General features: G+C 57.4%; 23 protein-coding genes and 1 other RNA gene. 7 read left to right on the forward strand and 17 right to left on the reverse strand.

Translation table 11 applies throughout. From position 1 onward, the window contains the following. Positions 1-7 precede the first annotated feature (7 nt). The gene (locus tag LZU96_RS03250) at positions 8-403 is read right to left on the reverse strand and encodes a YraN family protein (RefSeq protein ID WP_233987042.1); all 396 of its coding nucleotides are present in this window, start codon (positions 401-403) and stop codon (positions 8-10) included. Next, positions 361-2,430, reverse strand: coding sequence for a penicillin-binding protein activator (locus tag LZU96_RS03255; protein WP_233987043.1), 2,070 nt, complete (start codon positions 2,428-2,430; stop codon positions 361-363). The genes LZU96_RS03250 and LZU96_RS03255 overlap by 43 nt, the downstream gene beginning before the upstream one ends. Positions 2,431-2,492: 62 nt before the next feature. Between LZU96_RS03255 and rsmI the strand changes: the two genes are divergently transcribed. After that, positions 2,493-3,356, forward strand: a complete 864-nt coding sequence (gene rsmI / locus LZU96_RS03260) for a 16S rRNA (cytidine(1402)-2'-O)-methyltransferase (protein ID WP_233987044.1) — start codon at positions 2,493-2,495, stop codon at positions 3,354-3,356. 33 nt (positions 3,357-3,389) lie between these two features. After that, positions 3,390-3,768: RNase P RNA component class A (gene rnpB, locus LZU96_RS03265), an RNA gene on the forward strand. 413 nt (positions 3,769-4,181) lie between these two features. Here rnpB and LZU96_RS03270 read toward each other — a convergent pair. The 10 genes from LZU96_RS03270 to LZU96_RS03315 all read right to left on the reverse strand — a co-directional run bounded on the left by LZU96_RS03270 (position 4,182) and on the right by LZU96_RS03315 (position 10,954). Then, complete coding sequence (locus LZU96_RS03270; RefSeq protein ID WP_233987045.1) at positions 4,182-5,156, reverse strand: glutathione S-transferase family protein; 975 nt, start codon at positions 5,154-5,156, stop codon at positions 4,182-4,184. Between the two features lie 76 nt (positions 5,157-5,232). Continuing rightward, complete coding sequence (locus tag LZU96_RS03275; protein ID WP_233988120.1) at positions 5,233-5,646, reverse strand: DoxX family protein; 414 nt, start codon at positions 5,644-5,646, stop codon at positions 5,233-5,235. Between the two features lie 203 nt (positions 5,647-5,849). After that, positions 5,850-6,134: a YqjK-like family protein gene (locus LZU96_RS03280; RefSeq protein ID WP_233987046.1), complete on the reverse strand. Its 285-nt coding sequence runs from the start codon at positions 6,132-6,134 to the stop codon at positions 5,850-5,852. Beyond that, positions 6,134-6,529 (reverse strand): phage holin family protein, encoded by a 396-nt coding sequence (locus LZU96_RS03285; RefSeq protein WP_233987047.1) that lies wholly within the window; start codon positions 6,527-6,529, stop codon positions 6,134-6,136. Before LZU96_RS03285 ends, LZU96_RS03280 begins: the two co-directional genes overlap by 1 nt. 2 nt (positions 6,530-6,531) lie before the next feature. Next, on the reverse strand, positions 6,532-6,837 hold the full coding sequence (locus LZU96_RS03290; protein WP_031377216.1) for a DUF883 family protein: 306 nt from the start codon (positions 6,835-6,837) through the stop codon (positions 6,532-6,534). A 35-nt stretch (positions 6,838-6,872) separates the two neighbouring features. Further along, positions 6,873-7,247, reverse strand: a complete 375-nt coding sequence (locus LZU96_RS03295) for a DUF1090 domain-containing protein (protein WP_233987048.1) — start codon at positions 7,245-7,247, stop codon at positions 6,873-6,875. A gap of 195 nt (positions 7,248-7,442) precedes the next feature. Then, the gene (mzrA, locus tag LZU96_RS03300; protein WP_233987049.1) at positions 7,443-7,790 is read right to left on the reverse strand and encodes an EnvZ/OmpR regulon moderator MzrA; all 348 of its coding nucleotides are present in this window, start codon (positions 7,788-7,790) and stop codon (positions 7,443-7,445) included. Next, on the reverse strand, positions 7,790-8,464 hold the full coding sequence (locus tag LZU96_RS03305) for a DedA family protein (RefSeq protein ID WP_031377213.1): 675 nt from the start codon (positions 8,462-8,464) through the stop codon (positions 7,790-7,792). Before LZU96_RS03305 ends, mzrA begins: the two co-directional genes overlap by 1 nt. A 323-nt stretch (positions 8,465-8,787) precedes the next feature. Further along, a complete protein-coding gene (gene exuR, locus LZU96_RS03310; RefSeq protein WP_233987050.1) occupies positions 8,788-9,564 on the reverse strand; it encodes a transcriptional regulator ExuR in 777 nt (258 codons plus the stop codon). 85 nt (positions 9,565-9,649) lie between these two features. Next, the gene (locus LZU96_RS03315) at positions 9,650-10,954 is read right to left on the reverse strand and encodes an MFS transporter (protein WP_233987051.1); all 1,305 of its coding nucleotides are present in this window, start codon (positions 10,952-10,954) and stop codon (positions 9,650-9,652) included. A gap of 398 nt (positions 10,955-11,352) precedes the next feature. Between LZU96_RS03315 and uxaC the strand changes: the two genes are divergently transcribed. From uxaC to LZU96_RS03330, 3 genes are read left to right on the forward strand one after another with little or no spacing between them, the layout of a single operon-like run. Further along, positions 11,353-12,768 (forward strand): glucuronate isomerase, encoded by a 1,416-nt coding sequence (gene uxaC / locus LZU96_RS03320; protein ID WP_233987052.1) that lies wholly within the window; start codon positions 11,353-11,355, stop codon positions 12,766-12,768. A 2-nt stretch (positions 12,769-12,770) separates the two neighbouring features. Next, positions 12,771-14,219 carry a tagaturonate reductase gene (locus LZU96_RS03325; RefSeq protein WP_233987053.1) on the forward strand — a complete coding sequence of 483 codons (1,449 nt, stop codon included), beginning with the start codon at positions 12,771-12,773 and terminating at the stop codon, positions 14,217-14,219. Between the two features lie 4 nt (positions 14,220-14,223). Beyond that, positions 14,224-15,714: a UxaA family hydrolase gene (locus LZU96_RS03330; RefSeq protein ID WP_233987054.1), complete on the forward strand. Its 1,491-nt coding sequence runs from the start codon at positions 14,224-14,226 to the stop codon at positions 15,712-15,714. Positions 15,715-16,185: 471 nt separating this feature from the next. Here LZU96_RS03330 and sstT read toward each other — a convergent pair whose 3' ends face one another. The 3 genes from sstT to LZU96_RS03345 form a co-directional block, all read right to left on the reverse strand. Then, on the reverse strand, positions 16,186-17,418 hold the full coding sequence (gene sstT / locus LZU96_RS03335) for a serine/threonine transporter SstT (protein WP_233987055.1): 1,233 nt from the start codon (positions 17,416-17,418) through the stop codon (positions 16,186-16,188). A gap of 235 nt (positions 17,419-17,653) precedes the next feature. After that, the gene (locus LZU96_RS03340; RefSeq protein ID WP_233987056.1) at positions 17,654-18,622 is read right to left on the reverse strand and encodes a TerC family protein; all 969 of its coding nucleotides are present in this window, start codon (positions 18,620-18,622) and stop codon (positions 17,654-17,656) included. A gap of 255 nt (positions 18,623-18,877) precedes the next feature. Then, positions 18,878-19,864: a Gfo/Idh/MocA family protein gene (locus LZU96_RS03345; RefSeq protein ID WP_233987057.1), complete on the reverse strand. Its 987-nt coding sequence runs from the start codon at positions 19,862-19,864 to the stop codon at positions 18,878-18,880. A 146-nt stretch (positions 19,865-20,010) separates the two neighbouring features. Between LZU96_RS03345 and LZU96_RS03350 the strand changes: the two genes are divergently transcribed. After that, a complete protein-coding gene (locus LZU96_RS03350; protein ID WP_233987058.1) occupies positions 20,011-21,699 on the forward strand; it encodes a chloride channel protein in 1,689 nt (562 codons plus the stop codon). On the opposite strand, the gene LZU96_RS03355 is transcribed toward LZU96_RS03350, so the two are convergent. Continuing rightward, positions 21,696-22,199 (reverse strand): M48 family metallopeptidase, encoded by a 504-nt coding sequence (locus LZU96_RS03355; RefSeq protein ID WP_233987059.1) that lies wholly within the window; start codon positions 22,197-22,199, stop codon positions 21,696-21,698. The two genes, LZU96_RS03350 and LZU96_RS03355, sit on opposite strands and share 4 nt — an antisense overlap. Before the next feature lie 82 nt (positions 22,200-22,281). On the opposite strand from LZU96_RS03355, the gene rlmG reads away from it, so the two are divergent. Further along, a complete protein-coding gene (rlmG, locus tag LZU96_RS03360) occupies positions 22,282-23,400 on the forward strand; it encodes a 23S rRNA (guanine(1835)-N(2))-methyltransferase RlmG (RefSeq protein WP_233987060.1) in 1,119 nt (372 codons plus the stop codon). Here the strand turns inward: rlmG and LZU96_RS03365 are convergent, their stop codons facing one another. Continuing rightward, entirely contained in the window at positions 23,401-25,422 is a 2,022-nt protein-coding gene (locus LZU96_RS03365; RefSeq protein WP_233987061.1) for an NADPH-dependent 2,4-dienoyl-CoA reductase, read from the reverse strand. Positions 25,423-25,539 lie beyond the last annotated feature (117 nt).

The following is a 25,539-nucleotide window of genomic DNA, read 5'->3' on the forward strand; positions in this document are numbered from 1 at the left end:
CCTGGTTCTAAACGTCTGCATTAAAGGCATTCGGCAGCCACTCGAGCGCCGTGCCGGTAATGGCGATGATGTCGAAACGGCAATTCACTGTTTCAAAACTGCCGCCGCGTTGTGCCAGCCACAGAGCAGCGGCACGCAGCAGCTTATGTTGTTTCTCGCGGGTCACGCTGGCGAGCGCGCCGCCGTAACGCGCATCGCGCCGGTAGCGAACCTCGACAAACACCCAACAGTGCCCGTCGCGCATAATCAGGTCAAGTTCCCCGCCGCGACAATGGACATTGCTGGCTTCCCATTTCAGGCCTGCCTGCTCAAGATAGCGACGGGCACGCTGTTCATGCCCGGCGCCAATCTGACGGCGATTTAGTTGGCTGGCGCGATTTCGCCCCGACGATACTGGTTCCATGTCAACTTCCTGTTGATCACACAATCCGCATCGGCGCTCAGCTTGCCGGTATTGCCATCCAGCGTAAAGCCCGGTGACTGACGCATCTGGTTAAAGTGATTCGCCAGCGTCCAGGCATCAATCCCCATCGCATACAGGCGAACCAGCGAATAGTCATTGTTAAAGGACTTCGATGCCTGCTGCATCAGGCCCGGATTGGTGCCGGAGAGCAGCGGGATATCGCTGAACTGCAGGCCATCCATCTCCAGCCGGAAGTCCGGACCGGCACCCGCCTGCGCACTACGTGAACTGGCATAGAGCGCGATGTTGCTGCGGCTGCCGGTACGCATGGTGATCATCGGTTTAATCAGCTGCAGCTCGCCTTGCGTCGAAACGATATAGACCGCATCGACCGCGCCGTCACCGCTGGTGCTGGCGACGTCTGGCGTGCTCTGCTGCGGGGCCGGAATGGTCACGCCCGCAATCGAGACGCCCTGAGGTTCGGCTGGCGCAGCATTCACCGGCGTGCCGGATAAGCTGATGCCTGCGCCGCTGTTGATACCCTGTTTCAGCTCGGCGGTGGAACCAAAACGCTGCTGCAACACGGTGCTGCCGCCCAGTGACTGCCACTCCTGCGCAAAGGCGTTAGTCACGCGATCGCCCAATCCACTGCGCGGTACCAGCAGCAGCGGCTGACGCTTGCCCTGATCCCAGATATGGTGCGCGGCATCGCGCGCTTCGTCTTCAGGAGAAAGCGCAAAGTAACAAACATTCGGATGGTTCTGGATCTTTTCCGGCTCGTTAAGCGCCAGCACATTGAGTGGCGTCTGGCTGTTAGCGACCTGCTCAACATCGCTCTTCAGCAGCGGACCAACCACGATGGTTGCGCCATCCTGCTGCGCCTGCTGCATCACCTGCTGAATCGGCTGGCTGCTGGTGTCGTAGACTTTGATCTGCGCGTTGCTGGCCGGTTCTGCGGCGGCCGGTGGCGTGGCAGCAGGTTGGGTTGCGGCAGGCTGGGCGGCGGCTGGCTGTTGCGTTGCCGTCCCGGCTGGCTGCGCTTGCGGCGCGCTGATTGGGGCGGCGGATGGACTGACCACCGCGTCAGCATTGGCGGCGGGCTGCGCACTGGCGGTAGCATCCGCTGTCGCGGGCTGTGCGGCCGCTGGCTGTGGTGCTGGCGTCAGCAGGCCATTCTTCGCGTCATTAAAGCCTTTCTGGATCGCATTGGCGAACACCTGCGCCTGACCGTTCAGCGGCAGCAGCAGCGCAATGGTGCTGGTCGAGGCTTTGGTGTAATTCTGCATCTGGCTCAGCTGAGTCGGTAAGGTCTTCGCCGCCGGGTTCTGTGGATAACGGGTCTGCCAGTCTTTAATGGCGGACTTCAGCATCTCAGCATCCTGGCTATTGGCACGCCAGACAGCGAGCAGATCCAGCCAGCCCTGCAGAACATTTTCGTCAGCGTTAATCACCAGATTACTGACTTCCTGCTGCGGCATCTGCGTCAGTGCCTGCCAGGTGGCGTCAATATTACTTTGGTGATCGGGACCTTTCAGCAGCGGCTCCTGCGCAATATAGGTACGCAACAGCGACAGCGAAGGACGGCCCTGCGCGCTGGCAATCTGCAAACCGTAGTAACGCGCCAGCTGATCCTGCGACAGCGCACCGGTTTTCACCTGCTGTAAGCGCGCCTGCGCCTCTTTGATCTGCTGTGTCGACAGCTGCAGTTGCGCTTGTAACAGCAGTAACTCCTGCTGCTGAGTCTCTGATAGCTGTTGTGGCAACTGGCTTAACTGCTGGGTCGCCTCAGGATACTTTCCTTCCTTCAACAGGGCGCGGATTGCAAGTAATTGCCAGTCGGTCTTGCTATCATCGCTGCTTTGCTGCGCTTGTTGCAGGTAATAGGCTGAATTAGCCGTGGCAGGCCCCTGAATATTGACGGTTGAGGTTTGCGGCCCCTGACCGCTACACGCGGCTAAAATCAGCCCGGCAAGAACGACAGGCAGAAAGCGTCCTGCTTTACGACGAACGACTTTTGAAGGAAGCATACTGTATCCAGTGATGTTTTTTTCAAGATGCTCAATATTAAATCGGCAATTCGGATGAAACAATGAAACAACTCGATCGGGCAGAGATTTCTGCCAGCACGCTCTACATCGTTCCAACCCCGATTGGTAATTTGGGTGATATCACCCAGCGGGCGCTGACGGTGCTTTCGAGCGTCGATCTGGTCGCTGCGGAAGATACACGTCATACCGGGCTGTTGCTACAACATTTCGCCATCAATGCGCGACTCTTCGCACTTCACGACCACAACGAACAGCAGAAGGCTGAGCTGCTGTTGACGAAGCTGCAAGAGGGGCAAAGCATAGCCTTAGTTTCCGATGCCGGCACGCCGCTGATCAACGATCCCGGCTATCATCTGGTGCGGCGTTGTCGCGAAGCCGGTGTCCGTGTCGTACCGCTGCCTGGTGCCTGTGCGGCGATCGCGGCGCTGAGTGCCGCTGGATTACCCTCAGATCGTTTCTGTTACGAAGGATTTCTGCCGGCCAAAACTAAAGGCCGTTGTGATGTGCTGCGCGCGCTGGTGCAGGAACCGCGTACCCTGATCTTTTACGAATCCACCCATCGCCTGCTGGACAGCCTGCAGGATATGGTGACCGAGCTGGGCGCTGACCGATACGTGGTGCTGGCGCGTGAGCTGACCAAAACCTGGGAGTCGATTTACGGGGCACCGGTCGGCGAGCTACTGGCCTGGGTCAAAGAAGATGAAAATCGTCGCAAAGGCGAGATGGTGCTGATTGTTGAAGGGCACAAAGCCGACGAAGAGGCGTTGCCGCCTGATGCGCTGCGCACACTGGCGCTGTTGCAGAAAGAGTTACCGCTCAAGCGAGCCGCTGCATTGACCGCTGAGATTCATGGCGTGAAGAAAAATGCGCTGTATAAGTATGCGCTGGAGCAGCAAGAGGCGTGACAAATGGCGGCGAATGCCCTATCATCCCGCGCCGAAGCTGACCAGACAGTCGCCGCTTTGTCGTCGTCCCCACTTGTGGGGAGACGGGCAGAGGGGAGGAAAGTCCGGGCTCCATAGGGCAGGGTGCCAGGTAACGCCTGGGAGGCGCAAGCCTACGACCAGTGCAACAGAGAGCAAACCGCCGATGGCCCAGTAATGGGATCAGGTAAGGGTGAAAGGGTGCGGTAAGAGCGCACCGCGCGACTGGCAACAGTTCGTGGCACGGTAAACTCCACCCGGAGCAAGGCCAAATAGGGGTTCACAAGGTACGGCCCGTACTGAACCCGGGTAGGCTGCTTGAGCCAGTGAGTGATTGCTGGCCTAGATGAATGACTGTCCACGACAGAACCCGGCTTAACGGTCAGCTTCGACTTTTTACCAAAAACCCCGCTCCGGCGGGGTTTTTGCTTTGCGATGCGCGGTGGCAGGATGAATGACGGTCCACGACGCTCTCTGTGAAAAGAACGCGGCTTAACGGTCAGCTTCGACTTTTTACCAAAAACCCCGCTCCGGCGGGGTTTTTGCTTTGCGGGCTAAGAGCCGACAGTGATGAATGACTGTCCACGACGCTCTCCGTGAAAAGAACGCGGCTTAACGGTCAGCGTCGACTTTTTACCAAAAACCCCGCTCCGGCGGGGTTTTTGCTTTGCGATGCGCGATGGCAGGATGAATGACTGTCCACGACGCTCTCCGTGAAAAGAACGCGGCTTAACGGTCAGCGTCGGCTTTTTACCAAAAACCCCGCTCCGGCGGGGTTTTTGCTTTATAGCGTGATGCGCAAAGAGCTTAACCGCGGCCGTGTGGCTCATCCCAGTCAAACGCCGGACCCAGCGAAATCACGCCGTTCGGGTTGATGGTCTTGTGGCTGCAATAGTAGTGGTGACGGATATGCGGCAGGTTAACCGTCTCTGCGATACCGGGCATCTGATAGATATCCCGCAGGAAACCGCTCAGATTAATGAAATCACCAATGCGATGACGATCGCATTTGAAATGGGTCACATAGACCGGATCAAAACGGACCAGCGTGGTCCACAACCGCAGATCTGCTTCGGTCAGCTGATCGCCAGTCAGGTAACGATGCTGACCAAGGATCTGCTCCAGCCGTGACAGCGAATGAAACAGCGCGGTGACCGCTTCGTCATAGGCCGACTGTGAAGTAGCGAAACCTGCTTTGTAGACGCCGTTATTCACTGTGTCGTAAATCCAGCCGTTCAGCTCATCGATTTTCTCCCGCAGGGCAACCGGATAGTAGTCGCCGGCGCGGGCGCCCACCGCATCAAACGCGCTGTTAAACATCCGGATGATATCGGCGGATTCATTGCTGACAATGGTGTTCTGCTGCTTGTCCCACAACACCGGCACCGTCACGCGGCCGCTGTAGTGCGGATCGGCGTGCAGATAGAGCTGATAGAGAAACTCGTTCTGATATAGCTTATCGCCGGTCGCTGCCTCAAACTCATCATCAAAGGTCCAGCCGTTTTCCAGCATCAGTGGATGCACCACGGACACATCAATCATGCTATCCAGCCCTTTCAGCTGACGCATCAGCAGAGTGCGGTGCGCCCACGGGCAGGCCAGCGAGACATAGAGATGATAACGGTCACGCTCGGCGGTGAATCCAGCTTTCCCGTCAGGGCCGGCACTGCCATCGGCGGTAACCCAGTTGCGCCATGCCGATACTGAACGCTTAAATCGTCCACCGGTAGATTTGGTGTCGTACCAGGTGTCATGCCAGACACCGTCAATTAACTGTCCCATATCGCCTCCAATGCAAACAGGGCGAGGTTATCTCCTCGCCCTGTTAAGTATATGTGTGAATACGCGTTACGGCAGATTAGCGTGCAATCGCAGCCTGTGGTTTTCTTTTGCTCAGCATGCGGTCGATGCTGTACGCGCCAGGACCCACCAGACCTAATACCAGGAAGCCGCCCGCAATGGAGAGGTTCTTCATGAACATCAGCTGGTTCACGCCTTCGGCAAAGTTACTGTGGAACAGAAACGCGGTCAGGATAGTGAAGCCGGCAGTAAACAGGGCGGTGAAACGGGTCAGGAAACCGAACAGAATCGCCAGGCCGCCGCCAAATTCCAGCAGGATAACCAGTGGCAGCATGAAGCCAGGCACGCCCATCGCTTCCATGTACTGCTGGGTTGCCGCATAACCGGTAATCTTGCCCCAGCCAGCGGTAATGAACAGAATTGGCATCAGGATGCGAGCCAGCAGCAGACCAGTATCTTCGAATTTTTTCATCATTTACTCCAACGCTATCAGTATTGCAGGGCAGGTTGCCCGCAGGGTTTATTCCCGCTGAAAGCTGTGCTGCCATTCATTGGGTTGATAGCTGGAGATGATAGTCGCGGCGTGGAAAGGTTGTAAGCGATATATACTGTCGATGTTTTTCAGAAATTCTGATGAAGAGAAGCCGGTCCGTTCAGGACCGGCTTTAAGCAGGATTAACGCGGCGGCAAAGCGGACTTGATCATGCGCCAGGTACTCCAGGCACCAAATCCGCGTTTTGCCCAGCGTAACAGCATGTTGGGACTGCGAATCGAGTAGATCGCCAGCGCGCTGCTGCCGATCGCCAGATAGCGCCGTAAACTGAGGAACGTAAACCAGCCGCGGTCGTAATGGGCGGTCCCTTCCAGCCAGTCACGGCGCGCAGCGCTTAAATCAAGTCGCTCCTGCTGCACATGCTTGAGCAGTTCATGGATGCGTTCTTCACGCTCGCGGCGGCTCATTAACGTTGATCCTCAAGTAAGCCGCGGTCGGTTTCCAGCTCTTTGCGCGTGTGGCGCAACAGCGTGGATTGACGCGATTTACGTAGCGTCCAGAGCCCGAAGATAATCGCCAGCAGGAACAGCGTGCCGGTGGTGATGGCGATGGCCATCAGACGATACTGCGCATCCACTGCCCAGATGATCAACACCATCAGACTCATCAGGCCAAAAGCGGTGAACAGCATCGTCAGGCCGACCATCAACAGCAGCTGTATCAGGTTAGCTTTCTCTTCTTCCAGTTCCACCACTGCCAGACGGACGCGCGTCTCAACCATACCCACCAGCGTGGTCACAATACGCTGGCCGATGTTTATGACCCCTTTAGCCGGGCCGTGGTTATGCTGTGAATCTGCCATAGTTATCGACGCGAAATGAGGATGCCCAGTGCGACGCCAATCGCTGCACCGATACCGACACCATGCCATGGATTTTCACGCACATAGCCTTCGGCTTTCTGCGCGGCTTCGCGGGTGGTGGCAGCGATACGCTCGCTGGATTCCCCTAAGCGCTCGCGGGAGCTGTCCAGCGCCACACGCGCTTTGTTACGCAGCTTATCCAGCTCGCCTTTGGATTTCTCAGTGCTGCTGCTCAGCACCTCTTCCAGCGTGTCAGCAAGGTTTTTCAGTTCAGCACGCAAATGTTCCGATGATGTGTCTTTAGACATAAAATACTCCTTTAACATCAGTAGATTAATTCCGATTAATAGGGCTCCGCCTGTAACTTCTTCAGCTCCCGGCGCGCTTCATCCAGTTTTTGTTGTCGCTTAGCAATCTTGTCCTTGTCATGGCCCTCATCACGCTCTTCCTTGAGTTCGTGTTCGCGCTCAGCCACTTTCTGTTTCTGAGCGTTAATTCTTTCCAGATGCGCTGCTTCCAGCTTCTTGTCGGTGCAGTCAGCGCGGACTTCAGTCAGGGCGCGCTCCAGGCCGTTAACGCGGCGCTGATTGTTATGCTTCTGCGCCACCGCAATTTCACGCTGGATATCCTGCTCTTTCTGCTGACACAGCGACTCCGCCGCCAGCAACAATCCTGACAGCGACAGCAGCGCCATTCCCAGTAACAGATGATATTTCATCAGGCTTGGTACCTTCCGTTGTTACCTGACCCGTCACCACGCAGCCTGTTTGCTTGCGGCGCGTGCTGAGAATCAACTCTCGGTTAAGCATAGACATCAGCGGTAAAAAGTTCAAAGAACACCGGGAGATAGAGTTCACCTCAGACCCGAACCCTGTGGGCAGGGTCTGAGGTGCGAACAGCGAGGAAGGGAAGATCAGGCCAGCGACAGGCGTTGAGACTGTTCGTGCTGCGCCACAATAAAGCCCTGAGGCAACAGACGACGCAACACTTTTTGCGCCGCCAGACTCTGTTCTTCACTGTCGAAATGAATAATCAGCGCGTCGCCAGATGGGGTGATGCTTTTGATGCGAATCCCCTGAGCGCTGAGCTGTTGGTAGAGGTAGAAGCCGTCGGGCAGGGTCGCGCCCGCATGGGAAACGCGAATCTGCACCACCGTTTCATGGCGCATCAGGGTTGGCGCCACGCCAATCGCAATCAGCGCAAACACGCCCGCGATCACCCAGGGTAACCACCGTTTCGGAATAGCCTGTAGTAATTTCATTACTCAGCTTTCCCGTTTTGATCCGCCTGTCGTTTACGCCACAACACCACCAGCGATCCCACCAGGCCAAACACCAGCAGCGCCAGCGGCAGCATCATCAGGAAGAACATCAGCTCATCCTCATAACGGCGGAAAATCGGCGTTTTGCCCAGGGCAAAGCCCAGCACGGTTAAAATGACGACCCAGAGGAAGGCGCTGACCCAGTTGAAGAACTGAAAGCGGGCATTGCTCAGACCGGACAATCCGGCGATGGTCGGCAGCAGAGTACGGACAAAAGCGATAAAGCGGCCAATCAGCAGGGCAGATAACCCGTGCCGGTGAAACAGGCTGTGGGCGCGAAGATGGTACTGGGCGGGCAGGTGTGACAACCATTTTTGCACCGTGGGCGTATTACCCAGCCAGCGGCCCTGAATATAGCTCACCCAGCATCCCAGGCTGGCGCCGGTGGTCAGCACCAGAATGGTTAGCGGAAAACTCATGGTGCCTTTGGCAATCAGTACGCCGACCAGAATCAGCAGACTGTCGCCTGGTAAAAATGCGGCGGGCAGCAGGCCATTCTCCAGAAACAGAATCATGAACAGCACGCCGTAAATGGCCCATACCAGCGTGGGGTCGGAAAGCGTTTCGTAGTCCTGTTGCCACAAGGCATGCAGCAACGCTTGCAAAATATCCATCAATCTTTCCTGAACATCATTGTTAAACATGTCCCACCGGGACTTGAGCACAGACTGGCAGTTAGTTGTAAATTTTAGGCGCGCAGCCTGGGCAGGATTTTCCGGATCCTTCCAGAATTGATCGTTAAATCAGCGACTTTATAAACCCCTGTCGCAAAGGGTAAGAAAAGGGCGATAACTGTAACAAAAATCACCTGTCCGAGACAGGAAAACTCGTCGGCGAACAGGAGTTTTACCTTGTGAAACGGCGTGTAAAAAGGAGCTTTACATGACCTGACACTATTGCAGATTAACTGACCATGTTGAGCGCTTTTTAACCACGGTTAGCGGGCGTTATTCGACCCGTCAGGCAGGATGACCGGATTTTCACCAAACATGTAACGGTCAACGTTAAATTCGAAGTCATCTGCCGTGGCATTGAACAGCATCTGTTTAGTATTTTCCAGATGTTGCCACATCGCCAGTTTACTGGCGGCCGGATCTTTACGCATCAGGGCTTTGAGGATTTGATCGTGGTCGTCGCACCAGCTGAGGATGCTGCGCTGATCGATGTGCTCGTGGAGTTTGAGCCAGTAAGGATTGTGCAGGCGATGCAGCCACATTTTTTCAACAATGGCGGCTAACGCGCTGTTCTGGGTCGACTGGGCAATACGAACGTGGAACTGCATATCCCATTCAGAGTCGCGAAAATGATCTTCCTGGCGCGCCTTCTCCTGAATCGCCATCAGGTCAATAATATCCTGACGCGTCACCTGGGTAGCGGCGAACTCGGCGACGTTACTTTCGATCAGCTGACGAGCCTGCAGTAACTCGAACGGGCCGAAAGTGGCGAACTCCAGCAGGCTGCTGGTGGGAGCAATGCGATGCTGCTGCTGGCTGGCCATCACATGGATACCCGATCCTTTGCGCACCTCAACATAGCCTTCGACTTCCAGCATGATGATCGCTTCACGAACCACGGTGCGGCTGACCTCCATCTCCTCAGCAATCAGACGCTCGGCAGGCAGCTTTTCGCCGATCGGATAGATCCCGGCTTCAATGCGGCGTTTCAGCTCGCTGGCCAGCTGTTGATAGAGTCGACGGGATTCAGTGAGGTCCATAGCACAGTCCAGGTAACAAACAGTGAGTTGTTATACCACTTCATGACGGGCGAGGAAATGGGCTGACTTGCGCCAGCCCGGCAGGTTAGCTGCGAACCACTGCACCCTGTGGCGCGGTTACCGCAGGCGTGAGCTCTGAAATTGGTTTATTTTTCAATACGGTCCAGATCACCACGGCACCCAGCAGATCGAATACCGCCAGCGCGGCGAACAGTGGACTGAAGCCCAGCGTATCCGCCAGCGCGCCGACCACCAGCGCAAACATGGTGCTGGCAGTCCAGGCTGCCATGCCGGTTAAGCCATTGGCGGTGGCGACTTCGTTGCGGCCAAACACGTCAGAGGAGAGGGTAATCAGGGCACCCGAGAGCGCCTGGTGAGCAAAACCGCCGACGCACAGCAGAGCGATAGCCACATACGGGCTGGTAAACAGGCCGATAGTACCAGGTGCAATCATTAACACCGCACCCATCGTCACCACCAGTTTACGTGAAACGATCAGGTTAACGCCGAACCAGCGCTGAAAAAGCGGTGGCAGATAGCCGCCAATAATGCAGCCAAAGTCGGCAAACAGCATCGGCATCCAGGCAAACAGCGCAATCTCTTTCAGATTGAAACCGTAAACCTTAAACATGAACAGCGGGATCCAGGCGTTGAAGGTACCCCAGGCCGGTTCAGCCAGAAAACGCGGCAGCGCAATGCCCCAGAACTGACGGTTACGGATAATTTCCAGCGCCGACATTTTGCGCGTGTTACCGGTCTGATGCTGCGCTTCCTGACCGGAAATGATGTAGTCGCGCTCCTCATCGCTGAGTTTAGTCTGCTGTTTCGGGTGCTTATAGAACACCAGCCAGCATAACGCCCAGGCCATGCTCAGGACGCCGGTGATGATAAAGGCCATCTGCCAGCTGTGCGCCATAATCGCCCACACCACCAGCGGCGGTGCCAGCATCGCCCCGATAGAGGAGCCGACGTTAAAGTAACCGACCGCGACCGAGCGCTCTTTAGCCGGAAACCACTCGCTGCTGGCTTTCAGCCCCGCCGGGATCATCGCCGCTTCCGCCGCGCCGACCGCACCGCGTGCCAGCGCGAAACCGCCCCAGCTGCCAGCCATCGCTGTTGCGGCGCAGAAGATGGCCCACAGCACGGCAAATACCGCATATCCGACTTTGGTGCCGAGCAGATCAAGTACGTAGCCCGCCACCGGTTGCATCAATGTGTAGCAGGCCGAATAGGCCGCCACGATGTAGGAGTATTGCTGCGTGGTGATATGCAGCTCAGTTTGTAGCGTGGGTGCTGCCACCGCGATAGTGTTACGGGTCAGGTAGCCTAACACCGTGCCGAGCGTTACCAGTCCAATCATGTACCAGCGTAACCCTTTGATTTTACGCATCCTCTACCTCTTCCAGTTCTGTATGCGGTCTTGCCGCTGTTGTTATCTGGAGCGGGACAGCTCGTGATGCAGCTCTGCTCACGCCCGCAGGTCCTGTCTGAGCGACCTTTAACTGACCTTGCCGTTTGTGAGTCAAAACACCCTCACGATGGAGCGAGAGCCTAACTTGTTATACAACTTTAAAAGTTGAGAGCCATCACAAAAACCCTTTCTGCGCTGTGGGATACTGGAAACCTGCGAAATGACAGCCATTTAGCACGCTACAGCCGACAAAAGTGTCCATAACCGTCGACAGAGAACGCCGTTTATGTGAGCAGGATCGCAAATAAATCCGCAGCGGGCTTAAATTGGTATGATAACTTTGGGCCATTAGCGGTTCAGTTGATGAGGATGTTGCTATGTCGCGTTTTATGACCGAGGATTTTTTGCTGGATAACGAGTTCGCCCGTCGTCTCTATCACGACTACGCGAAGGATCAGCCGATTTTCGACTATCACTGCCACCTGCCGCCGCAGCAGATTGCCGAAAATTATCGCTTCGCAAACCTTTATGACATCTGGCTGAAAGGCGATCACTACAAGTGGCGGGCGATGCGCGCCAACGGCGTACCGGAGGCGTTCTGTACCGGTGATGCCAGCGATCGTGAAAAGTTTGATGCCTGGGCGCGCACCGTGCCGCATACCATCGGCAACCCGCTCTATCACTGGACCCATCTGGAATTGCGCCGGCCTTTCGGCATTACCGATACGCTGCTGTCGGAAAAAACCGCGGATAACATCTGGCATCGCTGCAACGAACTGCTGGCGCAGGACAGCTTTACCACGCGCGGCATCATGCAGCAGATGAAGGTGAAGATGGTCGGCACCACCGACGATCCACTGGACGATCTGCGTCATCACCACGCACTGGCACAGGACAGCAGCTTCACGGTCAAAGTGCTGCCGAGCTGGCGGCCGGACAAAGCCTTCAATATCGAAGCGGAAACTTTCCTGCCGTGGATTGAGACGCTGGAGCAGTTGACTGACATCAGCGTGCAGCGTTTTGACGATCTGCGTAGCGCACTTAATCAGCGGCTGGATCACTTTGCGGCGCACGGCTGTAAAGTCTCCGATCACGCGCTGGACGTGGTCTGTTATGCCGAGGCGGACGACGCTACGCTGGACGCCATTCTGGCTCGCCGCCGCAGCGGTGCCGCACCTGACCCGCACGAGACCGCCCAGTTCAAAACCGCCGTGCTGGTGTGGCTGGGCAGTGAATATGCCCGTCGCGGCTGGGTGCAGCAGTATCACATTGGCGCGTTACGCAACACCAACCCGCGTCAGTATCAGCTGTTAGGGCCGGATGTCGGCTTCGACTCGATCAACGATCAGCCGCTGGCGGAACCGCTGGCCCGCCTGCTGGGGGCGCAGAACCTCAACAATGCGCTGCCAAAAACTATCCTCTACTGCCTGAATCCGCGCGACAACGAAGTGCTGGCGACCATGGCAGGCAACTTCCAGGGCGAGGGTCAGGCCGGCAAGATGCAGTTCGGTTCAGCCTGGTGGTTCAACGACCAGCTGGATGGTATGCAGCGTCAGATGACTCAACTGGCGCAGATCGGTTTACTCAGCCGCTTCGTCGGGATGCTGACCGACAGCCGCAGCTTCCTCTCCTATACCCGTCACGAATATTTCCGTCGTCTGCTGTGCCAGATGATCGGTCGCTGGGTAGAGCAGGGCGAAGCGCCAGCGGATGAGGCGTTGTTAGGCGAGATGGTGCAAAACATCTGCTTCAACAATGCCCGCGATTACTTTGGCATTGAGCTGGGAGCCTGAGAATGAAAAGGCTAAACCGTCACGACTTTCCGGGTGCGGTCTATCGCGACCGGGTGATCCAGTTCGGCGAAGGAAACTTTCTGCGCGCCTTTATTGACTGGCAGATTGACTGGCTTAACGAACATCAGGGCACCGATGCCGGGATCGTGGTGGTGCGGCCGCGTAACCGTGAGGTCAGCGATAGCCTGAATCAGCAGGATGGTCTCTACACCACGCTGATTCGCGGTCTGAACGACCAGGGCGAGTCGGTGAGCGAAACCCGGCTGATTCGGAGCCTGAACCGCGAGATTCAGCCTTATCAGCAGTTCGGGGATTTTATGGCGCTGGCGCACAACCCCGATCTGCGGATGGTATTTTCCAATACCACCGAGGCGGGTATCGCCTTTGTCGGGACGGATCAACTCACCGACCAGCCTGCCAGCAGTTTCCCTGGCAAACTGACGCAGCTGCTGTGGGCGCGCTATTCCCACTTCGGCGGAGCCAGCGACAAGGGCTGGCTGGTGGTGCCGTGCGAGCTGATTGACCATAACGGCGACACGCTGCGCGATAGGGTGCTGCGCTACGCCGATCACTGGCATCTGCCGTCAGAATTTAACACCTGGGTTCATCAGCATTGTGCTTTCTACAACACGCTGGTGGACCGCATCGTTACCGGCTTCCCGGCCGAAAGCGCGCAGATTGAAGCGGAACTGGGCTACGAAGATCGTTATCTGGTGGCGGGTGAAGTCTACTACCAGTTTGTGATTCAGGGGCCCTCGGCGCTGTTTACCGAGCTGAAGCTGAACGCGCTGGCACCGCAGGTGCGCCACGTCGATGACATTGCGCCCTATAAAGCGCAGAAGGTAGCCATCCTCAATGGTGCGCACACCGCGATGGTTCCGGTGGCGTTTCTCGCCGGGCTGGAGAGCGTCGGTGAGGCGATGGACGATCCGGCGATTGCCGGTTTCGTCGATGGACTGCTGCGTGACGAAGTGATCCCGACGCTCGACCTGCCCGCCAGCGAGCTGCACGCTTTTGCCGATGCGGTGCAGCGCCGGTTCCGCAATCCATTTATTCGCCATGCGCTGTTGTCGATTGCGCTGAACGGCATGACTAAATTCCGCACCCGGCTGCTGACACCGTTGCTGGCTGCGCATCAGCAAAACGGCGAATGGCCAACCCGCATTACCTTTGCGCTGGCGGCGCTGATCGCTTTTTATCGCGGCGAATCGGCAGAAAAAAGCTGGCCGCTGCAGGATGATGCACACTGGCTGCAGCGCTACGCCGAAGGATGGACGGCGCTGCAGGCAGATCAGATTTCACCGGAGCAACTGGTGCAGAGCGTACTAAGCGATACGCAACACTGGGGTGAAGATTTAACCCAGCGACCCGGACTGGTGGCTGTGGTGGCCCGACACCTGCAAAACATCATCGCCCACGGAATGCGTGAGGCGCTGAGTCAACTGAGATAACGCTATGCAAGACGCAATTAAAATACATTCCCGCGACAACGTCGCCGTGGCGTTGCGTGACTTAGACGCTGGCGCCACCATCGAGGTCTCTGCGCTCTCCGTGGCGCTGCAACAGGCGGTCGGGCGCGGGCATAAGTTTGCCCTGCAGCCGATCGCTCAGGGCGAGCTGGTGATCAAATATGGTTTACCGATCGCCCATGCAACCCAGCCGATCGTGGCGGGTGAGCTGATCCATTCACAGAACGCCCGAACCAACCTCAGCGATCTGGATCAGTATCAGTACCTGCCAGACTTCGTGACCATACCGCCGCAGCCGGGCGATCGCGAAGTGCAGATCTATCGTCGCGCAAATGGCGAGGTCGGTATCCGCAATGAGTTATGGATCCTGCCGACTGTCGGCTGCGTCAATGGCATTGCCCGACAGATCCTGCAACGTTTCCTTAAAGAGACGCAGCAGGCGGAAGATATCGATGGTGCCTTCCTGTTCAGCCACACCTTCGGCTGTTCTCAGCTGGGCCAGGATCATGAAAATACCCGTACCATGCTGCAAAACATGGTGCGTCATCCGAACGCGGGTGCGGTGCTGGTGATTGGACTCGGCTGCGAGAACAATCAGGTTGATGCGTTTCGCGACACGCTGGGTGCGTCTGAGAGCGACCGGGTTGAATTTATGGTCTGCCAGCAGCATGACGACGAAGTGGAAGCCGGAGTGGAACGCCTGCATGCGCTGTATGAAAAAATGCGCCATGACCAGCGTGAGCCAGGCAAGCTCAGCGAGCTGAAATTCGGTCTGGAGTGCGGTGGATCAGATGGTTTTTCAGGGATCACCGCCAATCCGTTGCTGGGGCGCTTCTCTGATCAGATGATCGCCAACGGTGGCACCACCGTGCTGACCGAAGTGCCGGAGATGTTTGGTGCGGAACGCATTCTGATGAGCCGCTGCCGTGACGAGGCGATCTTCGGTAAAACGGTCGCGATGATCAACGACTTCAAGCAGTACTTTATCGATCATCAGCAGCCGATCTATGAAAATCCGTCACCGGGTAATAAAGCGGGCGGCATTACCACGCTGGAAGAGAAGTCACTCGGCTGCACCCAGAAAGCGGGGCAAAGCCAGGTTGTGGATGTGCTGAAGTATGGTGAGCGGCTGAAAACGCCGGGCCTCAATCTGTTGAGCGCGCCAGGCAACGACGCGGTGGCCACCAGTGCTCTTGCCGGTGCCGGCTGCCACATGGTGCTGTTCAGTACCGGGCGCGGCACGCCGTATGGCGGCTTTGTCCCGACGGTGAAGCTGGCAACCAACACGCCGCTGGCCGAGAAAAAACCGCACTGGATCGATTTTGATGCCGGACGGCTGATTGATGGCATGAGCATGGATCAGATGCTGGAAGATTTCGTGGATACCATTGTGGCGATTGCCAATGGTCAGCTCACCAACAACGAAAAGAACGACTTCCGCGAGCTGGCGATCTTCAAAAGTGGGGTAACGCTGTAAGCTGGCAAAACTCGCCGTTGTCAGCGCTGGCGCGCTATACCGTTGAATATAAAAAGACGGCCTGCATGGGCTAATGCCCGTCAGTTAAGCGACCGGTGATAACGCAGTCTGGTGCCGTTCAGGGGCTGGCGGTCCTCACGCCGCTGCGCGGTTCCTTCACTTCATTCGCCTGCCTGACGGACCGCCGGGGATGGCACATCCTGTGCCGCCCCGCCTTTCGCCCGCGTCCTGCGGGCTCTCCTGACAGACTCATTCTGTTCAGCGCTGCGGATTGCCTGCCCCTGCCCAACCCCAGCCTGCTCTGAAGCTTCAGTGCGTGTTGTTAAAAAGGGCGCTCAGGCCCGCACTCCGGCACGCTCGCGCAAAAAAAAGCTGCCACGTTTGACCGCGGCAGCCTTTGCAAAGTTAACCTTAACTGATCAGCATCAGGCCTGCACGAGCCGCCTTTTTGCTGCTTTTTACCGCTGCTGATTACGCGCGACGCGGTTCGCGTTCGGCTTCCGCCTGACAGACCGCGGCGGTAAACAGAATGTCGGTAGAGGAGTTCAGCGCGGTTTCCGCTGAGTCCTGCAGTACCCCGATAATGAAGCCGACCGCCACCACCTGCATCGCCAGATCGTTAGGAATGCCAAACATATTACAGGCTACCGGGATCAGCAGCAGCGAACCGCCCGCAACACCCGACGCGCCACAGGCACACAGCGAAGCGACCAGGCTGAGCAGAATCGCGGTCGGCACATCAATGCTGATGCCCAGCGTATTCACCGCCGCCAGCGTCAATACCGTAATGGTGATTGATGCGCCCGCCATACTGATGGTCGCGCCCAGCGGAATGGAGACCGAATAGGTATCTTCATCCAGCCCCAGACGTTTCGCCAGCGCCATATTCACCGGAATATTGGCGGCCGAACTGCGGGTAAAGAAGGCGGTGACGCCGCTTTCACGCAGGCAGGTAAACACCAGCGGATAAGGGTTGCGACGAATTTTGCTGAACACCAGCAAGGGGTTCACCACCAGCGCCATCAGCAGCATGCAGCCGATTAACAGCGTCAGCAGATGAGCGTATTGCCACAGCGCGCCAAAGCCGGTTGAGGCGAGAATCGAGGCCACCAGACCGAAAATACCCACCGGCGCGCAGCGGATAACGCAGCGAACCAGCCAGGTCACCGCATGAGACGCATCATTGAGTAAGGTGCGGGTGGTGTCACTGCTGTGACGAAACGCCAGTCCGAGACCCATCGCCCACACCAGAATGCCGATGTAGTTAGCGTTCATCAGTGCCGTGATCGGATTGGACACCATGCTCATCAGCAGGCCACGCAGCACTTCAGTGATGCCGGAAGGCGGCGTGATTTCGGTGCTGCCAGCCGCCAGGGTCAGCGTCTGCGGCACCAGATGGCTGAACACCACCGCCACCACGGCCGCGAAAAATGTACTCAGCAGATAGAGCACAATAATCGGCCGGATATTGCTCTTTTGGCCATGCTGGTGGTTAGCGATAGAGGCGATCACCAGCATCAGGACCAGCAGCGGTGCCACCGCTTTCAGCGCACTGACAAACAGGTCGCCCAGCAGCCCAACGGCCAGCGCCGCATCGCGAGAAATCCAGGCGAGCGCCACACCGGCGATCAGCCCAACCATGATTTGCTTCACCAGGCTGCCTGTAAATAGCGCGCCCAGACGTGAGGAGAGAGTTTTCTGCATAGTATTTTCTATATTTTGTCGCGGATGTAGTTTTAGCGGCGATGTTTTGCAGCGGCTAAAGCGGTTTGCCCGGCGGAGTATAAGGAAAAGATCGCATGAGAAAAGAGATAATTCTGCCAGTGTGGCGGATGTCGGGTTTTTATTATGCTGGATATGGGAAGTGTGACAGAGGTATGAAATGTCGCTGCTGGTGGCGGCAAAATAAAACAGGGGCATCCGCTGCCCCTGTAGGTAATTATGGTGCGATCTTTTTCTGGTCTCTTTTGCGGTTAACCCAGGCATTAATCAGCAGGGTTGATGCCAGAATCAGGCCGACGACGCTCAGAGAGATACCGACCGGAATGTGGTAGATATCGACAATCAGCATCTTAATACCAATGAACACCAGCACGATGGCCAGGCCATATTTCAGCATCGAGAAGCGCTCTGCCACGTTAGCCAGCAGGAAGTACATGGCACGCAAACCGAGAATCGCGAACAGGTTTGAGGTCAGCACGATAAACGGGTCAGTGGTCACGGCGAAGATAGCGGGGATACTGTCGACGGCGAAGATAACATCGCTCAGTTCCACCATAATCAGCACCAGCAGCAGCGGCGTTGCAAACAGCACACCATTTTTGCGGGTGAAGAACTTCTCGCCATCAAGCGCGTCGGTCATGCGTAAGTGCTTACGCAGCCAGCGCACCACCGGCTTGTCGCCTACTGCGTGATCGTCCTCTTTCGCCATCGCCATTTTAATACCGGTAAACAGCAGGAACGCGCCGAAGACGTAGAGGATCCAGCTAAACTGCGTTACCAGCCAGCTGCCCGCGAAGATCATAATGGTACGCAGCACGATGGCGCCTAATACCCCGTAGATCAATACGCGGCGTTGCAGGTTCGCCGGAATCGAGAAGTAGCTGAACAGCATTAACCAGACAAAGACGTTATCTACTGCCAGCGCTTTTTCCAGCACGTAGCCGGTGAGGAAGGCGAGGGTCTGAGTGTTAGCGACTTCGCGCCCGGCGCTGCCTTCCAGATACCACCAGAACGCGGCGCTGAACAGCAGCGAAACTGACACCCAGACCAGCGACCAGACGGCGGCCTGTTTGAAAGTCATGGTTTGCGCGCCGCGGCGTCCCTGCAACAGCAGGTCGATGGCCAGCATAATCAGCACCACAACCGCAAAGCTGCCCCAGAGTAATGGCGTACCCACAGTTTGCATATTCGTATCCTGTCTGAAAAATAAAAAAAACGGCTGAAGTCAGAAGACGTCAGCCGCTTATTTTGTTGTAAGCAAACCTCGCCTTCCGGCAAGGTCTCACTTACAACTCAGAATCAATTCCGGGTTGCCTGATGACCGGATGCTTTCGCAACGTAGTGACGATCAATCAGCTTACAAGTTACTCCCCTTTGCAGTGGCGTAAGTTACGGCTTAGCCGGTCAGGAATCAATCATTGTCGTTAATATTTAGAAATATTTACACTGACAGCCGATCGGCTGGAAATTCCACGCCGGTCTGGCGGCGAATCTCAGTCAGCAGCGCGGCGGTAATGCGTGAAACCTCCAGTGCCGGATGGTCCACCTGCTGCTGCTCAACCAGCCGGACAAAAGTCTCAGCTTCATACAGCATGGTATTGATATGCTGCGGCTGGCTCAGCGCCTGTTTTTCCGCGCCGCGCGGGATGAAGGTGAGTTTCTGACACTCGGAGAGTTTTTCAATCACCAGCGCACCCGCTTCGCCCTGAATCTCACTCGGCAGGGAAGAGTCACTCACCTTGGAGTGCAGGATCGTCACGTCAAAATCGCCGTAGCTCAGCACCACCACGCCGTGCGCGTCAACGCCGCTCTCCAGCAGCGTGGCCGTGGCCTGTACCCGCTGCGGTTCGCCCCACAGCGCCACCGCCGACGCCAGACAGTAATAGCCGATATCCATAATCGAGCCGTTGGACCAGCGCGGATCAAAGGTGTTGGGGTTCTCGCCGTTGAGATAGCGCGGATAACGTGAGGAGTACTGACAGTAGCTCAGCAATGCTTTACGCAACTTACCCACTTCAGGCAGCGCCTGTTGCAGCCGGATAAAGTTAGGCAGGCTGGCGGTTTTAAAGGCCTCAAACAGGACCACCTGATGCTGGCGGGCGCAGGCGATCATCGCTTCCGCCTCCTGCAGATTCGAGGCCAGTGGTTTCTCACAAATCACATGTTTGCCGTGCGACATAAACAGCAGTGCCTGCTGGCAATGCAGAGCATTGGGACTGGCAAGATAGACCGCATCAATCTGCGGGCTGGCGGCCAGCGCCTCCAGCGAGGTAAAGGTCTGCTCACAGCGATAATCGTGGCTGAACGCCTCCGCCTGCTGCTGACTGCGTGAATAGACCGCACAGAGTTTCATTGCCCCGGTTTCATGGGCGGCATCAATAAACTGGCGTGTAATCCAATTTGTTCCCACAATGGCAAAACGAATCACGTCATCTCTCCGGCAGAAGTAAAGCGGCAGAGTAACATCTCTCTGGCCGGGTGCAATGGGGCCGGGCGGCCAGCAGCGGATCCTGCGATCCGCATTCCACTAATAGGATGACGCGATGATTTTCGGGGACAAAACAGGGAGCGCAGGTGAAAGCAAGTAAGCACGCATTAAACTGGACCACCTTACTGATCGCCATCCCGGTCGGGTGCGCGGCATCGCTGGTGACGCTGGCTTTTCGTGGCGTAATTGAGCTTATTAATCATCTGCTGTTCGCCAGTGGCGGCGAAATCACTGAATCCGTTCACCTCTGGCCGTGGATCTTCTGGCCGCTGCTGGTGGGTGGCGGCGGGGTGCTGGCGGGTTATTTTCTGCGCTACGCGGTCGCTATTGAGCAGCAACAGACGGTGAAAACCGACTACCTGGAGGTGATAAATGCCCGTCTCGATGCGGTTCCGACCAAAACCTCGCTTTTTCGCGCCTTATCCTCCATTGCCAGCATCGGTAGCGGCGCGTCAATAGGGAAAGAGGGGCCGATGGTGCAGCTGTCGGCGCTGTGCGGCAGCGCAATTGGCCGGATGCTGCCGGCGTCGCTTAACCTGAAAAACAGTGACGTGGTGGCGATGGCGGCGGCGGCCGGTCTGTCGTCGGTCTATCACGCGCCGCTGGCGTCAGCGATTTTTGTGGCGGAGATTGCCTTCGGTATTTCCGCGCTGCAGCGGCTGATACCGCTGATTATCGCCTCGGCCGTGGCGGTGATGACCATGTGGTCGCTGGGCTTTCGCAGTGCGCTCTATCCGCTGGCGGAAGCCAGCTTCCGGATGGATCTCAGCAGCCTGGTGATGACGGTGGTGATTGGTCTGGTTGCCGGTCTGGCCGGCTGGCTGCTGATTAAGCTGATTGCCCGCAGCAAGCGGTTGTTCAGCCGGGTAGCTTCATTGCCGCTGCGGCTCGGGGCAGGTGGCTTTGCGGTCGGTTTACTGGCGCTGATCTCAACCGATATTCTCGGTAACGGTTACGAAGTGATCGTCAAAGTGATGGCGGGCCACTATCTGCTGCCAGGGCTGCTGCTGTTACTGCTGCTCAAGACGCTCGCCACCAGCCTGTCGGTGGGCTCGAATGCGGTCGGCGGCCTGTTTACCCCTTCATTACTGATTGGCGCCTTGCTGGGTGTCATTATCGCCAGCGGCGGCGCAGCGCTGCATCTGCCGCTCGGCAATGTGCTGCTCTATGCCGCGATTGGCATGGCAGCGGTGCTGGCTGCCGTCAGCCAGGCGCCGTTAATGGCGATGCTGATGGTGCTGGAGATGACGCTCAACAGCAGTCTGCTGTTCCCGCTGATGATCGCCTCGGTGCTGGCGTCGATGGTGGTCTACCGGCTGCAATCGACCAGTACCTATCCGGTGGTGAGCCATCACTTCAACCGTTCCGAAGCCAAATATGATTTCGATAATATGCGCATCGCTGAGCTGATCATCCCCGGCGCGGCGTTGCAGCCTCACGAGTCGGTCGGCCAGGCGCTGGCGGTCAGCTCGCTGAAGCGCGAACGCTACGTCTATGTGATCAATGAAGTGGGGGCGTTTCTGGGCGTGGTCTCGATCCATGAGATCTCCCGCCGGGTGCTGGCGCAGGAGATCACGCTCGACTCACCGGTGCAGTGCGTGATGGATGACGAGTTTCCGGTGGTATACCAGAACCAGAGTATGCGCGAAGGCTGGGAGGCGTTTGCGGCGGTGACGCTGGAACGGTTGCCGGTGCTGAACAATCCGCAGGAACGGCGCTTTCTTGGGGCGCTGACCAAAACCAGCCTGATTCAGAAAGCGCAGGAGTTTCTTTAAGCGGCGTTACCGCGCATCGCCTGATCGGTCATCCACAGGCGGGCGTCAAATTCGAGCTGGTGGTAATCGGGCTCCATGTGGCAGCAGAGCTGGTAGAACGCTTTATCGTGATCCTTCTCTTTCAGGTGCGCCAGCTCATGCACCACGATCATCCGCAGAAACGGTTCCGGCGCGAGGCGGAAAAAGGTCGATATACGGATTTCGGCCTTGGCCTTCAGGTTGCCGCCCTGCACCCGCGAAATGGCGGTATGCAAACCCAGCGCATGCTTCATCACCTTGATTTTGTTATCCCAGATCACTTTACTGATCGGCGGCGCGTTGCGCATATAGCGGTTTTTCAGCGCCAGGGTGTAGTCATACAGCGCTTTATCACTCATCACATTGTGGGTGTCGGGATAGCGCTGTTGCAGAAATGCGCCTAAACGCTGATGGCTGATCAACGTCTCAACCTGCTCAAGAATAGGGGCAGGATAACCCTGAAGGTAGATCAGTGAGGACATTAGGGATTCCCGGCGAAAGACAGTATACTGCGCCCCCTTTTTGGGGCGAAAATCCATCAAAGTGTACCACGCCGGAGAATTCATGAGCCAACTTGAACTGAACGATCGCACACTGATCCTGCATCGTTTCCCGCAGATGCGTGACGAAAGTCCATTACAAGCCTGGGATGCGGCTGATGAATATCTGTTGCAGCAGACGCTGCCGGAAGGCCCGGTGCTGGTCTTCAACGACAGCTTTGGCGCGTTAACCTGCGCACTGAATCCGCGCACCGTCTGGCACGTCAGTGACTCCTGGCTGAGCCAGCAGGCGACGCGGCAGAACCTGGCGTTAAACGCGCTGGACGATGGCGAAGTCCATTTTCTCGATAGCCTGGCCGCGCTGCCAGCGGCTCCGGCCGCAGTGCTGATCAAGGTGCCGAAAACGCTGGCGCTGCTGGAGCATCAGCTGCGGGCTATTCGTCAGGTGGCGACGCCAGAGACGGTGATCCTGGCCGCAGCCCGCGCCAAAGAGATCCATAATTCAACGCTGCAGCTGTTTGAGCAAATCATCGGTGAAACCCGCACCTCGCTGGCGTGGAAAAAAGCGCGGCTGATTTACAGCCAGTTTACCCAGCCGGCGTTGCGTGAGGCCGAACCGACGCTGGTCTGGCCGCTGGATGGCACGCCTTATCAGATTCACAACTACGCCAACGTCTTTTCACGGTCGTCGCTGGATATTGGTGCGCGGCTGTTTGTGCAGCATCTGCCGGAAAATATTGAGGGTGAAATTGTCGATCTCGGTTGTGGTAACGGCGTGGTTGGGCTGGTGGCGCTGGAGCAGAACCCGCAGGCCGAGGTGCATTTCCTTGATGAATCTTATATGGCGGTCGCCTCCAGCCAGCGCAACGTGGAAGTGAACCGGCCTGAAGATCTGGCCCGCTGTCAGTTCCGCGTCAACAACGTGCTGAGCGGTTATCCGTCCGATCGTCTGCACGCGGTGCTGTGCAATCCGCCATTCCATCAGCAACATGCCGTCACCGATCACCTGGCGTGGCAGATGTTCCGCGATGCCAAACGCTGCCTTCAGTATGGCGGCGAGCTGCGCATTGTCGGCAACCGCCACCTCGATTATCACCACAAACTGAAAAAGCTGTTTGGCAACTGCACGCTGCTCGCCTCGAACCAGAAGTTCGTGGTGCTGCGCGCGGTAAAAATGCGCTAATCAGATGCTGAGCGCCAGCTGCGTCGCCTGCGCGATGGCACGGCGCGCATCCAGTTCCTGCGCCACATCGGCACCGCCAATCAGTGTAACTTTCTGACCCCTTTCCCGTAGCGCGGCTTCCAGTTCGCGCTGCGGTTCCTGTCCGGCGCAGATAATAACGTTATCAACCGCTAACAGCAGAGTTTCACCCTCGCGTTTCAGATGCAGCCCGGCATCATCAATCGCCAGATACTCCACGCCGCCCCACATCTGCACGCCGCGCGCCTGCAGGCTGGTACGATGGATCCAGCCGGTGGTTTTCGCCAGCCCGGCACCGGGTTTACCAGCCCGGCGCTGCAACAGCCAGAGTTGCCGCGTGGCGGCAGGCGGCTGCGGCGTTATCAGGCCGCCACGCTGGCTCAGACTGCGATCGATGCCCCATTCGCGATAGAAGGCGGCCAGTTCATCCTGATGCGGCGGCTGCGACAGATATTCTGCGGTGTCAAAACCGATTCCGCCCGCGCCAATAATGGCGACCCGTTGCCCTACCGGGCGCTTATCGCGCAGCACTTCAAGGTAGCTGAGCACGCTGGGGTGATCGATGCCGGGAATATCGGGTGTGCGCGGCTGAATGCCGGTCGCCAGAATCACTTCATCGGCCTCGCTGAGCTGATCAGCCTCGACCCGATGGCCGGTGACGACCTGCACACCGGCCGCCGCCAGCTGATAACGAAAGTAGCGCAGCGTTTCGCTGAACTCCGCTTTACCGGGGATCTGACTGGCAATATTGAACTGGCCGCCAATGTCGGGCGCGGCATCGTAAAGCTTCACCTGATGGCCGCGCTGCGCCGCCTGCAGGGCAAACGCCATCCCGGCCGGTCCGGCACCCACCACCGCCAGACGGCGCGGCGTGGTGGTGTCGATCACCGGCATCAGCGACTCATGGCAGGCGCGGGGATTGACCAGGCATGAGGTGACCTTGCCGGCAAAAACCTGGTCGAGACAGGCCTGATTACAGGCAATGCAGGTATTGATGCTGTTATCGTCGCCGCGCTGCGCTTTACTGACAAAGGCGGCATCGGCCAGAAACGGACGCGCCATCGACACCATATCGGCGCAGCCTGACTGCAACAGCTGCTCGGCGACGGCGGGGTGGTTAATGCGGTTGGTGGCGATCACCGGTACCTTCACCTGCTCGCGCAGGCGCTGCGTCACCCAGGCAAACGCCGCCCGCGGCACGCAGGTGGCGATGGTCGGGATGCGCGCTTCATGCCAGCCAATGCCGGTATTAAACAGCGTCACGCCGCACTGCTCCAGCTCACCCGCCAGCTGCAAGGTCTCGTCCAGCGTGCTGCCTTCTTTGATCAGGTCCAGCATCGACAGGCGGAAAATAATGATAAACGCCTCGCCGGTAGCGGCACGGACCGCGCGGGTGATCGCCAGCGCGAACTGCATACGCTGGCTGAAATCGCCGCCCCAGCGGTCGCTGCGCTGATTCGTCTGCTTCACCAGAAACTGATTAATCAGGTAGCCTTCCGAGCCCATGATCTCTACGCCATCGTAGCCTGCCTGCTGAGCCAGCCGGGCGCAGCGGGCAAAATCAGCAATGGTCTGTTCGATGTCGGCATCGCTCATCGCCTGCGGAGTAAAGGGATTAATCGGCGCCTGGCGGGCCGAAGGTGCCACCAGATCCGGCTGATAGCTGTAGCGGCCGGTGTGCAGGATCTGCAATGCGATTTTGCCCTGGTGCTGATGCACCGCCTCCGTGATCTGCCGGTGCCAGTCACACTGTGTTTCGTCGGTGAGCATGGCGCCGTGTGCGGTGGTCACGCCTTGTGGATTCGGGGCGATGCCGCCGGTAACGATCAGCGCCACGCCTTCACGCGCCCGCTCGCCATAAAACGCAGCCAGCCGGGCAGCGCCATCCGGATGTTCCTCCAGTCCGGTGTGCATCGACCCCATCAGAAAGCGGTTTTTAAGCTGGGTAAAGCCAAGATCCAGTGGCGTAAACAGCGCGGGATAGTGTGGATTGAGCTGGGTCATAATCACTCACGTCGAAGTGGTCGGATGAGTTGACTCTAGCTTCTTCTGTGTTAAAAAAAAGTGAAAGGATGTCAGGGTGTGAGTGAAATCAAAAATAACCGGCCTGGCGAAGCCGCG

The sequence above is a fragment of the Pantoea agglomerans genome (assembly GCF_021397715.1).
GTDB lineage: Bacteria > Pseudomonadota > Gammaproteobacteria > Enterobacterales > Enterobacteriaceae > Pantoea > Pantoea astica.

Excerpts from the sequence above, each read along its gene's own strand:
- rsmI (WP_233987044.1), top strand. The coding sequence starts at position 2,493 with ATGAAACAACTCGATCGGGCAGAGATTTCTGCCAGCACGCTCTACATC.
- LZU96_RS03365 (WP_233987061.1), bottom strand. The coding sequence starts at position 25,422 with ATGACCCAGCTCAATCCACACTATCCCGCGCTGTTTACGCCACTGGAT.
- sstT (WP_233987055.1), bottom strand. The coding sequence starts at position 17,418 with ATGCAGAAAACTCTCTCCTCACGTCTGGGCGCGCTATTTACAGGCAGC.
- LZU96_RS03285 (WP_233987047.1), bottom strand. The coding sequence starts at position 6,529 with ATGGCAGATTCACAGCATAACCACGGCCCGGCTAAAGGGGTCATAAAC.
- LZU96_RS03340 (WP_233987056.1), bottom strand. The coding sequence starts at position 18,622 with ATGCAAACTGTGGGTACGCCATTACTCTGGGGCAGCTTTGCGGTTGTG.
- LZU96_RS03250 (WP_233987042.1), bottom strand. The coding sequence starts at position 403 with ATGGAACCAGTATCGTCGGGGCGAAATCGCGCCAGCCAACTAAATCGC.
- LZU96_RS03355 (WP_233987059.1), bottom strand. The coding sequence starts at position 22,199 with ATGTCCTCACTGATCTACCTTCAGGGTTATCCTGCCCCTATTCTTGAG.
- LZU96_RS03295 (WP_233987048.1), bottom strand. The coding sequence starts at position 7,247 with ATGAAATATCATCTGTTACTGGGAATGGCGCTGCTGTCGCTGTCAGGA.
- LZU96_RS03280 (WP_233987046.1), bottom strand. The coding sequence starts at position 6,134 with ATGAGCCGCCGCGAGCGTGAAGAACGCATCCATGAACTGCTCAAGCAT.
- LZU96_RS03315 (WP_233987051.1), bottom strand. The coding sequence starts at position 10,954 with ATGCGTAAAATCAAAGGGTTACGCTGGTACATGATTGGACTGGTAACG.
- LZU96_RS03270 (WP_233987045.1), bottom strand. The coding sequence starts at position 5,156 with ATGGGACAGTTAATTGACGGTGTCTGGCATGACACCTGGTACGACACC.
- LZU96_RS03330 (WP_233987054.1), top strand. The coding sequence starts at position 14,224 with ATGCAAGACGCAATTAAAATACATTCCCGCGACAACGTCGCCGTGGCG.
- LZU96_RS03305 (WP_031377213.1), bottom strand. The coding sequence starts at position 8,464 with ATGGATATTTTGCAAGCGTTGCTGCATGCCTTGTGGCAACAGGACTAC.
- LZU96_RS03255 (WP_233987043.1), bottom strand. The coding sequence starts at position 2,430 with ATGCTTCCTTCAAAAGTCGTTCGTCGTAAAGCAGGACGCTTTCTGCCT.
- LZU96_RS03290 (WP_031377216.1), bottom strand. The coding sequence starts at position 6,837 with ATGTCTAAAGACACATCATCGGAACATTTGCGTGCTGAACTGAAAAAC.
- rlmG (WP_233987060.1), top strand. The coding sequence starts at position 22,282 with ATGAGCCAACTTGAACTGAACGATCGCACACTGATCCTGCATCGTTTC.
- mzrA (WP_233987049.1), bottom strand. The coding sequence starts at position 7,790 with ATGAAATTACTACAGGCTATTCCGAAACGGTGGTTACCCTGGGTGATC.
- LZU96_RS03325 (WP_233987053.1), top strand. The coding sequence starts at position 12,771 with ATGAAAAGGCTAAACCGTCACGACTTTCCGGGTGCGGTCTATCGCGAC.
- uxaC (WP_233987052.1), top strand. The coding sequence starts at position 11,353 with ATGTCGCGTTTTATGACCGAGGATTTTTTGCTGGATAACGAGTTCGCC.
- exuR (WP_233987050.1), bottom strand. The coding sequence starts at position 9,564 with ATGGACCTCACTGAATCCCGTCGACTCTATCAACAGCTGGCCAGCGAG.
- LZU96_RS03275 (WP_233988120.1), bottom strand. The coding sequence starts at position 5,646 with ATGAAAAAATTCGAAGATACTGGTCTGCTGCTGGCTCGCATCCTGATG.